Genomic DNA, 12,709 nt, shown 5'->3' on the forward strand with positions numbered 1-12,709 from the left:
AGCCCCAATGCTCAAGATCCCCGACTTCATGCGCGAGATGAAACGCGGCGAGGAAACCGCTGTTGCCAATCTCCTGACCGCCGCCTTCGGACAAAAGGACGAGGCACAACTGGTCGAGACCCTGCGCAAATCCCGCGCCATTGCGGGTGAAATGGTCTTGCCCATGGAGGGCGAAGTGGTCGGCTATGCCGCTTTGTCAAAAATGGTAGCTCCGAAAGGCTGGCTCTGCCTCGCCCCCGTCGCGATCCGCCCGGATCTGCAAGGTCGCGGTTATGGTCGTCGCCTCACTGGCATGATCACCCAATGGGCCGAAATTTCCGGTCAGACCGTGGTCGTTCTGGGAGACCCGGATTTCTACACCCGCTGCGGCTTTCACCCGATCGCGGAGGATTTCTCCTCCCCCTACCCGCTCACTCACACGTTGACGGCTGGCCCGGGCAAAGCCAAGGTGAAAGACCTGATCTATCCCAAAGCCTTTGGTGCCTGATGCCCTCATTTCCACTGCTGTCCCGGATCACCGCAGGGATCTGTCTGACCCTCGCCATCACGATTTTCATCGCTCCTCCGTTGTTTTTCTGGCTCTTTCATCTGGAACCCTCAATATCCGCTGCCGTCATGGCCCGCCGCGCCGCCGTGCTGTTCCTCGCGCCCGGCCTGTTGCTCTGGGGACTCAAGGACATCGCCCGTTCCGATCTGGCCCGTAGCGCCATCGCCCGTGCCATGGCCGTGACCATGCTGGCGCTGGTGCTCCTGGGATTGAGCGAGTTTGCCCTCGGGCGCGTCGGACCGGGGATCGCGATAGCCGTCCTCACCGAAGCCGTTCTGTTCTGGCTCTGGTACGGTCTCATGAAAGACCCGCAACGCTGATCTCCACTGTCCTTTTGCCGTGCGCACGCTAAAGCCTTTTGCAATTGATCTGAGGCACAGAACAGTTGCAAAAGGCCTGAACATATGAGCCCTGCGCAACGTTTTCCGAAAATCTGTGATTCAGATTGTTCGCAAAACGCTTTAGGTAGGGCACAACGCAAACAGTGAGGCCGCGATGACCCGCCTGATCCGAGAGCTTTCCGAAATTTCCAACGAGTATGACGCGCTGTTCGTCGATCTCTGGGGCTGCATGCACAATGGCGTCACCGCCTTCCCGGAGGCGGTCGCGGCAATGCAGAAATACCGTGCGGGCGGCGGCAAGGTCGTGCTCGTGACCAACTCGCCACGGCCCTGGCGCTCGGTCGCGGATCAGATCGCGGAATTCGGCGTACCTGACGACGCCTGGGACGCCATCGCCACCTCCGGCGACTCGGCGCGCATGGCGATGTATCTCGGCGTGGTCGGGCAAAAGGTCTGGCACATCGGCAAGATGTTCGAGGCGGATTTCTTTCAGCCGATGGAAATTCTCGACGCGCCGCTCGATGTGCAGGTCGTGCCGCTGGAAGAAGCCGAGGGCATCGTCGCCTCCGGTCCCGAGGACCCGCTGGCCGATCCCGAGATTTACCGCCCGCAATTCCTCTATGCCAAGCAGAAGGGCCTCAAGCTCCTCTGCGCCAATCCCGACATCGTGGTGGATCGTGGCGAGGTTCGGGAATGGTGTGCCGGGGCTCTGGCCGCGCTTTATACCGAAATGGGTGGCGAAAGCCTCTATTTCGGCAAGCCGCACCCGCCGATCTACGATCTGGCCCGGCGGCGTCTGGCACAGATCGCACAGATCGACGACAACCGTATCCTCTGCATCGGCGACGGCATCGGCACGGATGTGATGGGGGCGATCGGTGAGGGGCTCGACGTGCTCTTCATTACCGGCGGGCTGGCAGCACAGGAATTCGGTCCCGATCCGGCAAATCCGGACCCAATGCGGCTCAAGATGTGGCTGTCGGAACAGAACCTCTCGCCGACGGCCGCAATTTCGTTTCTGCGCTGAGTGTTTCGGCAGCAAAGAAGAACAAGGCGTCGGAGCAATCCGGCGCCTTTTCTTATGCTGCTCCGCTATCCGGCAGGGATACGCTTGCAAGCCGCTTTCCATTTCACCGCGCATTAAGGTTAATCTGATTAAGGTTAACGTGGGAAAAGAAGACCAGAGGGCGTTCACGCTCGAAACGATGCGAAACTTATTTGCAATAATTGCGCAAACATAAAAATTTTCTTTCGCGCAATATTGTTTCCAGCCCTCTCTTTCGCTATGCTGCGGCGCAACATCACGAAGGAATCGGAGATCATGTTGGACAATCAGCCGCGCGGAACCATCTGCATCGAGGATATCGAGATCGGCATGACGCGCTCCCTGCGCAAGACCATCACCGATCATGACATCGAACTGTTCGGGGAGGTCTCGACCGACCGCAACCCGGTGCATTTCGACGATGACTATGCCCAGGACACGATTTTCGAAGGCCGCATCGCCCATGGCATGTTGACCGCAGGGCTAATCTCCGCCGTGATCGGCGAACAGCTTCCGGGACATGGCACGATCTACATGGGCCAGACGCTCAAGTTCCTCGCCCCTGTGCGCCCCGGCGACACGGTGCTCGCGGAAGTAACCGTCACCGATATCCAGCACGCGAAACGCCGGGTTGCCCTTGATTGTCGCTGCACCGTGGGCGATACCGTGGTCCTGAAAGGCGAGGCCATGGTACTTGCGCCAAGCCGGAAATTCGACTGACGACGCGGGGGGCTGCCTCGCGAGGAGCCCCATGCAGATTCACACGCACTGGACCGACATCCCCGAAGAGGCCAAGAGCTGTTCCGCGGCCATCGGCAATTTCGATGGCGTCCATCGTGGCCACCGCCATGTGATTGACCTTGCCCGCGCCCACGGCCCGCTGGGCATCGTCACGTTCGAGCCGCATCCGCGTGAATTCTTCGCCCCCGGCGCACCACCGTTTCGCCTGATGAACGCGGAATCGAAAGCCAACCGGCTGGCGAAACTCGGCGTCGAACAACTGTTCCAACTGCCCTTCAACACCGAGCTTGCCGCCATGTTGCCCGAGCAATTCGCCCGCGAGATCATCGTCGAGGGGCTGGGTCTCAAAAATGTCGTGGTCGGTGCGGATTTCTGTTTCGGCGCGAAACGCGCGGGCACAGTCGCGGACCTGAAACGCTTTGGCGTGGAGATGGGCTTTGGCGTCACCGTGGCCGAATTGCTCAAAACCGACAGTGGCGTGTCTTCTTCCTCGGCAATCCGAAGCGCGCTGGCCGAGGGTGAGCCGCGCAAGGCGCAGGAAATGCTCGGCCACTGGCACCGGATCGAGGGTCAGGTCAACCACGGCGACAAACGTGGCCGCGATCTCGGATTTCCGACCGCGAACATGTCGATCGAGGGGCTGCACGCCCCGAAATTCGGCGTCTACGCCGTGCTGGTCGATGTTCTGACCGGACCGCACAAGGGCCATTACAAAGGCGCGGCCTCTCTCGGTGTGAAACCGACCTTCGGCGCGAACCTGCCTTGCCTCGAAACCTTCATCTTCGACTTCAAAGGCGAGCTTTATGGGGAACACCTCTCCGTCGCCTTCGTGGACTATCTCCGCCCCGAACTGGTGTTCAAAGGGCTTGAGCCGCTGATCGAACAGATGAACGCGGATTGCGATCAGGCGCAGGAGATCCTCGGGGCGCTGGAATGAGCAAGCGACCCCGGTTCTGGGAAACGGTTCCGCTCACCAGGATGACCGAGGACGAGTGGGAAGCGCTTTGTGACGGCTGTGGCAAATGTTGCCTCAACAAGATCGAGGACGCGGACACGGGCGAGGTGTTCCTGACCCGCGTGGCCTGTCGGCTTCTGGACGATTATTCCTGTCAGTGCGGACAATATCAGATCCGCAAGAAACTTGTGCCCGAATGCATCCGCCTCACCCCCGAAAATATCGAAAGCCACGCCTATTGGATGCCCGCCACTTGCGCCTACCGGCTGTTGTGGCAGGGCCGCCCCCTGCCCGGCTGGCACCCGCTTCTGACCGGGGATCCGGAGAGCGTTCACGCCGCCGGAATTTCCGTGCGCGGGATGACCGTCCCGGAGTTCGAGGTCGACGAGGAGGATTGGGAGGACCATATCATCGAGGAGCCCAACTGATGTTTTTCGCGTCCGACAACACTTCCGGCGTTCACCCCAAAATCATGGAAGCGCTCGTAAAGGCCAACGATGGCTACGCCGCGCCCTATGCAAACGATCGCTGGACGGCAGAGCTGACCGAGCGCTTGCGCGATCTGTTTCAGGCCCCCGACGCGCTGGTCTATCCCATGGTCTCCGGCACCGGCACCAATGCGGCACTTCTGGCGGCGATGACTCCGCCATGGGGCATCGTCTATTGTCACAAGACCGCACATATCGAGGTAGATGAGCGCAATTCCGTACCGTTTTATTCGGGCGGGGCAAAGCTCAAACTTATGGCAGGCGAGGGCAGCCGGATGACGCCGAACGAGTTGCGCACAGCGGTAACCGGCGACAGTGCGAGAGACGATGTCCACGCAAGCCCCCCTGCGGCAGTGTCGCTCACCAACCTCACCGAGTTCGGCGAGTTGTACCGCCCCGCAGATATTGCCGCTCTGGCCGAGGCTTCTCGCCTGCCGCTGCATTTCGATGGCGCCCGTTTTGCCAATGCCATGGCGGCGAGTGGCGCGACGCCATGGCAGATGACACGAGAACTGGCGACACTCTCTCTGGGGGCCACGAAAACCGGTGCGATGGGGGCCGAAGCCGCTGTTCTGTTTGATCCGTCATACAAAGAAGCCTTCGAGAGCCAGCGCATGCGTGGCGGGCATAACCTTTCGAAAGCGCGCTATATTTCGGCACAGATACTGGCGTGGCTGGAAGGTGATCTCTGGCTGGAACTGGCGACACAGGCCAATGCCATTGGCGCGCGTCTGGCAAGAGGAATTGCGGAAATCGGCGGGGAGCTGGCTTACAGGGTCGAAGGCAACCTGGTCTTCGCCCGCCTGCCCCGCAGGATGCATGTGCAGGCCAAGGCCAAAGGCGCGGTCTATAACATGTGGGGGCCGGGCACGGCGCTGACCGGTGATCCCGACGAGCCGCTTCTGGCGCGGTTCGTCGCAAGCTGGTCGACGACAGAGGCCAATGTCGATGCGCTCTTGGCGGCGCTGAGCGACTGATCGGGGCGGCTCATCGTCTCACAACGCCCCAAGATAGTCGTCCAGCATATCCAATCGGTCCTGCCCCCAGAACCGCTCATCCGTGTCGGTGACGATATAAAACGGCGAGCCGAACACACCGGCTTTCAGCGCTTCTTCGAGGTTCTGCGTGTAAATCTCCGCGCCCTTGAGCATGCCGGTCATCGACAGCATCGGGTCAAAACCCGAAGCCTTCAAAGCTTCCGTGATCACCGCATCGTCGGCAATATCGCGATCCTCTTCCCAGACCGCTTTCAAAAGCCGCTGCACCAAGCCGTCGAGATCGCCGCCCCCGGCCTCCTGCGCCGCGATCAGCGCATAGGACGCGGGAGCTGCGTTGGTCGGCCAGAAGGCGGGCTGAAACTTCATCGGCTTGCCGGCCTGCGCAGCAAAGCGTTTCAACTCCTGCATCCGGTACACCTTGCGCGCCTCGGGACGGTCCGCCGGGCGTGGCGCACCGAGACGGTCGAACATGGTGAGAATGTCGAAGGGCTTGTAGCGTACGCTTGCCCCGTGTTTCGCGGCGATCTCCGCGAACCGATCCCCCGCGAGGTAGGTGAAGGACGACAGAAGCGAAAAATAGTAGTCGATATGTGCCATTTGGTCTCTCCCGGCGCCGCATGATGTTTGCAAGAAGCTAGCGGGGTGGTAAGCGGTGTCAACGTTACGATTCCGTGACGGTCAGGCCGAAAATCACCCCGGGAAAAGCTGCTATGCCCATGACTCACGAGCCCAAACTCATCGCCGGTAATGCCAACCGCACCCTCGCCAACGCCATCGCGCGTCGTCTTTCCATGCATCGCGGCATGTCGATCGACCTTTGTGACGCACGCGTCGAGCGCTTCAACGACGGCGAGATTTTCGTCGAGGTGTACGAGAACGTGCGGGGCGAGGACATGTTCATCGTTCAGCCGACCTCGAACCCGGCCAATGACAACCTCATGGAGCTCCTGATCATCACCGACGCGCTACGCCGCTCCTCCGCCGGTCGCATCACCGCCGTCGTACCCTATTTCGGCTATGCCCGTCAGGATCGCCGCACCAAGGCCCGCACACCGATCTCCGCGAAACTCGTCGCCAACATGATGGTCGAAGCGGGTATCGAGCGGGTTCTGACCCTCGATCTGCACGCGACGCAGATTCAGGGCTTCTTCGACATCCCGGTGGACAACCTTTACGCCTCCCCGGTCTTCGCGCTCGACATCAAGCACAATTTCAAGGACGGCATGGACGACATCATGATCGTCTCCCCGGACGTCGGCGGCGTGGCGCGCGCCCGTGAGCTTGCCAAACGCATCGACGCGCCCTTATCCATCGTCGACAAACGCCGAGAAAAACCCGGCGAAGTGGCCGAGATGACCGTGATCGGCTCCGTCGAGGGCAAGAAATGCATCATCGTGGACGACCTTGTCGACACCGCTGGCACGCTCTGCAAAGCCGCCGATCTTCTAATGGATCATGGCGCCGCCGAGGTGCATGCCTATATCTCCCACGGGGTTCTTTCGGGTCCGGCCGTGGAGCGCGTGACCAATTCGCGCCTGTCCTCTCTGGTCATCACCGACTCGATCGAGGCCAATGACGCCGTCGCCAAGTGCAAGAACATCCGCGTGGTGCCCACCGCGCCTCTGTTTGCACAGGCAATCATCAACACCTGGAACGGCACCTCCGTGTCCTCTCTCTTCGAAGACAAGACGCTGATCCCGCTTTATGAGGGCGTGTATCACCCGTAAGTTCGTGAATGATTCACAGAAAAGGCGCGCAGGACCTCCTGACGCGCCTTTTTTCATGCAGATGGCTCAGCCCCTCAAACCTCCCAGTCATCCTCATGCCGTACAGGCCCGAAAGCAACCCAGTCCGCTCGCACACGAGCGATCTTCGTGTCGCCCCAAGTGCGGAATACGATGACAAATCCGTCTTCCGTGACCATTTCGGCGGAAATATCGACGCGATGATTGGTGGACTGGTCGATGTCGAGCATCGACAGGCTGACCTGCACCACAGGGGCCTTCAGATAGGGTTCATCGAACTCCACCACGCGGCGTAATTCACGTGGCCCCTTGCCGGTCCACATCGCACCGCCGTCCTGGAAATCGGAAAAAAGCACGAAGGACCCTTGCGTGATCCCAAGCTGATGGCTGTCAATTCTCAACATGGTTTTTGATCTTGTCTCCACAAAGAGACTGCCCTGAAACGGCCCGGAAAGAAAAGGGGAAAGCGCGCTTAAAACTGCGGTTTTCTGGCGTGTTTCGCCCGGATTTTGGCGATGATCTCGGAGCTGTCGATGCGGCTCAGTTCCTTGTGCGCCTCTTGCTCAAGCTCGATGCCATGCGTCGCGCAAAGCGAGGCGAGCGTCACCATGACCCCGCCAACTTCCTGCGGCGCATCGCCCTTGGGTCGGGAAAACACATAGTCCACAAGTTCATGAGCAAATTCCCGGCTCGCACCGAGCGATTGCACCAATTCCAGAGATTCTTCGAGAAACCGCCGGTTGCGCTCCACCGCATCCATGGCGACCTCTTCACCGAAACAGGCGAGAACCCAATTGTGAACACGGTCCTGAAATGTCTTGTCCATTCGATATCCGTTTCAATGCTGCAAAGAAAAAGGCCCCGCGTGATGCGCAGGGCCTTCCCAATTCCGTATCAGGGACCAATCAGAGATTGGTGTGGAACCCGAGGTCCTCGGCGATATGCACAAGGTCGGCGAGGAAGGAATGCGTCTCCGCCTGCTCCTCCTGCGTGGCCTTGTCATGCTCGGCACGGGCCTGAGTGATCATCTCGTTGACGATCTCCTGAGACATTTCCCCACGCGGCAGAGCAACCTCGGCCAGCACGGAGATATGTTCGGGAGACAGCTCGGCGAAGCCGCCCGTCACGATGAACTCCATCTCGCCCTCCGTCCCGTTCGCAATCAGACGACCGGGACGCAGAGTGAGGATGGTGGGCTCATGGCCCGCCATCGCGGTCAGACGACCTTCGGAACCCGGGATCTGAACCTGCTCCACAGTCAGAGACGCAAGTTTGCGCTCGGGAGAGACGAGATCGAATTGGACTGTAGCCATAATCGGCCTCCTTCCGGGTTTCTGTTAAGCGGCTTCCGCAGCGAGTTTCTCGGCTTTTGCAAGCACTTCACCGATGCCGCCAACCATGTAGAACGCCGCTTCAGGCAGGTGGTCGTATTCGCCGGCCACAACCGCCTTGAAGGACGAGATCGTGTCTTCGAGCGGAACCTGCACACCGTCGGAGCCGGTGAACACTTTCGCAACGTCGAACGGCTGGGACAGGAAGCGCTGGATTTTCCGGGCACGGGCCACGGTCAGCTTGTCCTCTTCCGACAGTTCGTCCATGCCGAGGATGGCGATGATGTCCTGCAGCGACTTGTAGCGCTGGAGGATACCCTGAACGTCGCGGGCCACCTGGTAGTGCTCTTCGCCGACGATCTGCGGATCGAGGATCCGGGACGAGGAGTCCAGTGGGTCCACAGCCGGGTAGATGCCAAGCTCGGAGATCGCACGGTTGAGAACGGTCGTGGCGTCGAGGTGGGCGAAGGTCGTGGCCGGTGCCGGGTCGGTAAGGTCGTCGGCGGGCACGTACACAGCCTGGATCGAGGTGATCGAGCCGTTCTTGGTGGAAGTGATGCGTTCCTGCATCGCGCCCATGTCGGTCGCCAGCGTCGGCTGGTAACCCACAGCCGAAGGGATACGGCCGAGAAGTGCGGACACCTCGGAACCGGCCTGGGTGAAGCGGAAGATGTTGTCCACGAAGAACAGAACGTCGGTGCCGGACTGGTCACGGAACTGTTCCGCAAGGGTCAGACCGGTCAGAGCGACGCGGGCACGGGCTCCCGGAGGTTCGTTCATCTGACCGTAAACCAGAGCCACCTGGCTCTCGGAGAGGTTATCCGGCTTGATCACGTTGGATTCGATCATCTCGTGGTAAAGGTCGTTGCCCTCACGGGTCCGCTCGCCCACACCGGCGAACACGGAGAAGCCCGAGTGCACTTTCGCGATGTTGTTGATCAGTTCCATGATGAGAACGGTCTTGCCCACCCCGGCGCCGCCGAAGAGGCCGATCTTGCCGCCTTTGGAATAGGGCGCGAGAAGGTCGATCACCTTGATGCCGGTGACGAGAATCTCGGTGTCGGTCGCCTGCTCGGAGAATTCCGGAGCTTCGGCGTGAATCGGACGACGTTCTTCGGCCACGACCGGACCTTTTTCGTCAACGGGCTCGCCGACGACGTTGAGGATACGACCGAGGGTCGCGTTGCCCACCGGAATGGTGATCGGGCCGCCGGTGTCGGTGACCTCCTGACCGCGCACGAGACCTTCGGTCGCGTCCATCGCAATGGTGCGGACGGTGTTTTCGCCAAGGTGTTGCGCCACTTCGAGCACGAGGCGGTTGCCGTTGTTGCTGGTCTCAAGGGCGTTGAGAATTTCAGGAAGCGCGTCTTCGAACTGCACGTCCACAACGGCGCCAATCACCTGCGTGATTTTGCCTTTTGCGTTTGCCATGTCTTATGTCTCCGGGTTCTTAGAGCGCTTCAGCGCCCGAAATGATTTCGATAAGCTCGTTGGTGATCACGGCCTGACGCGAGCGGTTGTACTCGATCGTCAGCTTGTCGATCATGTCGCCTGCGTTGCGCGTCGCGTTGTCCATGGCGGACATCCGCGCGCCCTGCTCGGAGGCGGCATTTTCCAACAGCGCCGAGAAGATCTGCGTTGCCACGCCACGCGGCAGAAGATCGGCAAGTATGCCTTCCTCGGAGGGCTCGTAATCGTAGAGCGCGCTTACGGCACCCTCTTCGACTTCGTAAGCCGCCGGGATGATCTGCTGGGCGGTCGGGACCTGCGTCACGACGTTCATGAACTTCGCGTAGAAGATCGTCACCACGTCGAACTCGCCCGCGTCGAATTTCGCCAGAAGATCTTTGGCGATCTCTTGCGCGTTGACGTAGCCGACTTTCTTGACCTCGGTGAGGTCCACATGACCGACGAACAGGTCCGCGTATTCCCGCTTGAGCTGTTCACGGCCTTTCTTGCCAACGGTGAGGATTTTCACCGTCTTGCCAGCGGCCAGAAGCTCTTTGATACGGGTCTTGGCCAGCTTCACGATGTTCGTGTTGAAGCCGCCGCAGAGACCTTTCTCAGACGTCATGACGACGAGCAGCTGCACATCGTCCTTGCCGGTCCCGGCCAGAAGCCGGGGCGCGGTATCGGAGCCACCGACCGACGCCGACAGCGCACCCAGCACAGCGTTGAACCGCTCTGCATAGGGGCGCGAGGCCTCGGCCGCATCCTGTGCCCGCCGCAGTTTCGCGGCGGCCACCATCTGCATGGCCTTGGTGATCTTGCGGGTCGATTTGACCGACGAGATCCTGTTTTTGAGATCCTTGAGGCTGGGCATCTAAGCGTCCTTCAGGATTAAGCGTAGGTTTTGGCGAATTCGTCCAGAACCGCTTTGAGCTTGTCGGCCGGCTCGCCTTTGATCTTCGGATCCTCGTTGGTGATCCAGTCGAGCACGTCTTTCTTCTGGTTGCGCAGGAAGTCGAGAAGTTTGGCTTCGTATTTGCCAACCTCGGCAACTGGGATGCTATCCAGATAACCGTTGGTACCCGCGAAGATGACGCAGACGATTTCGGCGTTGGTCAGCGGCGCGTATTGCGGCTGTTTCATCAGCTCGGTCAGACGCGCGCCACGGTTCAGAAGCTTCTGGGTCGCGGCGTCCAGATCGGAACCGAACTGAGCGAAGGCAGCCATCTCGCGGTACTGGGCGAGCGACAGTTTCACCGGGCCAGCCACGGAGGACATGGCTTTGGTCTGCGCCGAGGAGCCCACGCGGGACACGGAGAGACCGGTGTTCACGGCCGGGCGGATACCCTGATAGAACAGTTCGGTTTCGAGGAAAATCTGACCGTCGGTGATGGAAATCACGTTGGTCGGAATGAATGCGGACACGTCACCGCCCTGGGTTTCGATGATCGGCAGAGCCGTCAGCGAGCCAGCACCGAAATCTTCGTTCAGCTTCGCGGACCGTTCCAGAAGGCGCGAGTGGAGGTAGAACACGTCACCCGGATAAGCTTCACGCCCCGGCGGACGGCGCAGAAGCAGGGACATCTGACGATAGGACACAGCCTGTTTCGACAGGTCATCGTAGATGATCAGGGCGTGACGACCGTTGTCGCGGAAATACTCGGCCATCGCGGTCGCGGTGTAGGGCGCAAGGTACTGCATCGGCGCCGGGTCGGACGCGGTTGCGGCCACCACGGTGGTGTATTCGATCGCACCGGACTCTTCGAGTTTCTTCACGAGCTGCGCCACGGTGGAGCGTTTCTGACCCACGGCGACGTAGATGCAGTAGAGTTTCTTGCTCTCGTCGTCGCCAGCAGCCTCGTTGTAGGACTTCTGGTTCAGGATCGCGTCGAGGGCCACGGCGGTTTTACCGGTCTGACGGTCGCCGATGATCAGCTCGCGCTGACCACGGCCGATCGGGATCATGGCGTCGACGGATTTGAGGCCGGTCGCCATCGGTTCGTGCACGGATTTACGCGGGATGATGCCCGGCGCTTTCACGTCGGCGATGCGACGCTCGGAGGCGGCGATGGCGCCTTTGCCGTCGATCGGGTTGCCCAGACCGTCCACAACGCGGCCCAGCAGGGCGTCGCCGGCAGGCACGTCCACGATGGACTTGGTGCGCTTGACGGTGTCGCCCTCTTTGATGTCACGGTCGGAACCGAAGATCACGACACCGACGTTGTCGGCTTCCAAGTTGAGCGCCATGCCCATGATCCCACCCGGGAATTGGACCATCTCGCCAGCCTGGACGTTGTCGAGGCCGTACACACGTGCGATCCCGTCACCGACGGAGAGCACGCGGCCCACTTCAGCAACCTCGGCCTCCTGGCCGAAGTTTCTAATCTGCTCCTTAAGGATCGCAGAAATTTCAGCTGCCTGGATTCCCATTATCCGACCTCTTTCATTGCATTCTGGAGGGAGTTGAGCTTGGAGGCGATCGAGGTGTCGATCATCTTCGAGCCCACCTTAACGACAAGACCGCCGATGATGGCTTCATCCACGGTCGCATTGATGTTCACGGTCTTGCCAAATTTCTCGGAGAGGGTCTTGGCAAGTTTGGTGGTCTGCGTCTTGGTCAGCGCCTTGGCGGAGGTGACCTCGGCGGTCACTTCGCCACGCTCCTCGGCAAGCAGATCGCCAAGCTTGGCGACGAGCTGCGGCAGGACGAACAGACGGCGGTTCTGCGCCATCAGCCCGAGCGTACCGGAGACGATGCCGGAAAGACCGGCTTTTGCAGCAATCGCCTTGATCGCGGCTTCGAGTTCTTCGCGGGTGTAGACCGGCGAAGTGATCAGAGCCTTGAGATCGTCGCTCTCGGCAAGCGCGGAAGACAGCGTCGCCACGTCCTCTTCGAGCGCCGCGATGGCATTGCTTTCCTTGGCCAGTTCAAAAACGGCCGTTGCATAACGTGCGGCGATGCCGCCGGAGATCGAAGCTGGTTCGGACACGTCCACCCTTCCGATGTCTTAGGGCCCGTCCCCGTCCGCCCCTTGCGGGTTCTCGTATCGGGAATGAGCAGCTTGACTG

General features: G+C 60.5%; 16 protein-coding genes. 8 read left to right on the forward strand and 8 right to left on the reverse strand.

Translation table 11 applies throughout. The annotated features are described in order from the left end of the window. Positions 1-7 precede the first annotated feature (7 nt). From C8N42_RS17145 to C8N42_RS17175, 7 genes are all read left to right on the forward strand, one after another. The gene (locus C8N42_RS17145; protein ID WP_107817755.1) at positions 8-487 is read left to right on the forward strand and encodes a GNAT family N-acetyltransferase; all 480 of its coding nucleotides are present in this window, start codon (positions 8-10) and stop codon (positions 485-487) included. Further along, positions 487-867 (forward strand): hypothetical protein, encoded by a 381-nt coding sequence (locus C8N42_RS17150; protein ID WP_107817756.1) that lies wholly within the window; start codon positions 487-489, stop codon positions 865-867. Before C8N42_RS17145 ends, C8N42_RS17150 begins: the two co-directional genes overlap by 1 nt. Before the next feature lie 175 nt (positions 868-1,042). Beyond that, entirely contained in the window at positions 1,043-1,915 is an 873-nt protein-coding gene (locus tag C8N42_RS17155) for a TIGR01459 family HAD-type hydrolase (protein WP_107817757.1), read from the forward strand. A gap of 294 nt (positions 1,916-2,209) precedes the next feature. Further along, the gene (locus tag C8N42_RS17160; protein WP_107817794.1) at positions 2,210-2,653 is read left to right on the forward strand and encodes a MaoC family dehydratase; all 444 of its coding nucleotides are present in this window, start codon (positions 2,210-2,212) and stop codon (positions 2,651-2,653) included. 31 nt (positions 2,654-2,684) lie between these two features. Beyond that, entirely contained in the window at positions 2,685-3,611 is a 927-nt protein-coding gene (locus C8N42_RS17165; RefSeq protein WP_107817758.1) for a bifunctional riboflavin kinase/FAD synthetase, read from the forward strand. Next, positions 3,608-4,057: a YcgN family cysteine cluster protein gene (locus C8N42_RS17170; protein ID WP_107817759.1), complete on the forward strand. Its 450-nt coding sequence runs from the start codon at positions 3,608-3,610 to the stop codon at positions 4,055-4,057. The genes C8N42_RS17165 and C8N42_RS17170 overlap by 4 nt, the downstream gene beginning before the upstream one ends. Beyond that, the gene (locus C8N42_RS17175) at positions 4,057-5,094 is read left to right on the forward strand and encodes a threonine aldolase family protein (protein WP_107817760.1); all 1,038 of its coding nucleotides are present in this window, start codon (positions 4,057-4,059) and stop codon (positions 5,092-5,094) included. Before C8N42_RS17170 ends, C8N42_RS17175 begins: the two co-directional genes overlap by 1 nt. An 18-nt stretch (positions 5,095-5,112) precedes the next feature. On the opposite strand, the gene C8N42_RS17180 is transcribed toward C8N42_RS17175, so the two are convergent. Further along, the gene (locus C8N42_RS17180) at positions 5,113-5,712 is read right to left on the reverse strand and encodes a 2-hydroxychromene-2-carboxylate isomerase (RefSeq protein WP_107817761.1); all 600 of its coding nucleotides are present in this window, start codon (positions 5,710-5,712) and stop codon (positions 5,113-5,115) included. A 113-nt stretch (positions 5,713-5,825) separates the two neighbouring features. Between C8N42_RS17180 and C8N42_RS17185 the strand changes: the two genes are divergently transcribed. Beyond that, positions 5,826-6,842: a ribose-phosphate pyrophosphokinase gene (locus C8N42_RS17185; RefSeq protein ID WP_107817762.1), complete on the forward strand. Its 1,017-nt coding sequence runs from the start codon at positions 5,826-5,828 to the stop codon at positions 6,840-6,842. A 74-nt stretch (positions 6,843-6,916) separates the two neighbouring features. Here the strand turns inward: C8N42_RS17185 and C8N42_RS17190 are convergent, their stop codons facing one another. From C8N42_RS17190 to C8N42_RS17220, 7 genes are all read right to left on the reverse strand, one after another. Further along, on the reverse strand, positions 6,917-7,264 hold the full coding sequence (locus C8N42_RS17190; RefSeq protein WP_107817763.1) for an H-type lectin domain-containing protein: 348 nt from the start codon (positions 7,262-7,264) through the stop codon (positions 6,917-6,919). A gap of 68 nt (positions 7,265-7,332) precedes the next feature. Then, a complete protein-coding gene (locus C8N42_RS17195) occupies positions 7,333-7,686 on the reverse strand; it encodes a hypothetical protein (RefSeq protein WP_107817764.1) in 354 nt (117 codons plus the stop codon). A 79-nt stretch (positions 7,687-7,765) separates the two neighbouring features. After that, entirely contained in the window at positions 7,766-8,173 is a 408-nt protein-coding gene (gene atpC, locus C8N42_RS17200; RefSeq protein ID WP_245890236.1) for an ATP synthase F1 subunit epsilon, read from the reverse strand. 24 nt (positions 8,174-8,197) lie between these two features. Next, a complete protein-coding gene (gene atpD / locus C8N42_RS17205; protein ID WP_107817766.1) occupies positions 8,198-9,622 on the reverse strand; it encodes a F0F1 ATP synthase subunit beta in 1,425 nt (474 codons plus the stop codon). Positions 9,623-9,641: 19 nt separating this feature from the next. Next, on the reverse strand, positions 9,642-10,514 hold the full coding sequence (locus C8N42_RS17210; protein WP_107817767.1) for a F0F1 ATP synthase subunit gamma: 873 nt from the start codon (positions 10,512-10,514) through the stop codon (positions 9,642-9,644). A 17-nt stretch (positions 10,515-10,531) separates the two neighbouring features. After that, positions 10,532-12,070, reverse strand: coding sequence for a F0F1 ATP synthase subunit alpha (atpA, locus tag C8N42_RS17215; protein ID WP_107817768.1), 1,539 nt, complete (start codon positions 12,068-12,070; stop codon positions 10,532-10,534). Next, complete coding sequence (locus C8N42_RS17220; protein ID WP_107817769.1) at positions 12,070-12,630, reverse strand: F0F1 ATP synthase subunit delta; 561 nt, start codon at positions 12,628-12,630, stop codon at positions 12,070-12,072. Before C8N42_RS17220 ends, atpA begins: the two co-directional genes overlap by 1 nt. Between the last annotated feature and the right edge of the window lie 79 nt (positions 12,631-12,709).

The organism is Celeribacter persicus (genome assembly GCF_003050785.1).
Classification (GTDB): domain Bacteria; phylum Pseudomonadota; class Alphaproteobacteria; order Rhodobacterales; family Rhodobacteraceae; genus Celeribacter; species Celeribacter persicus.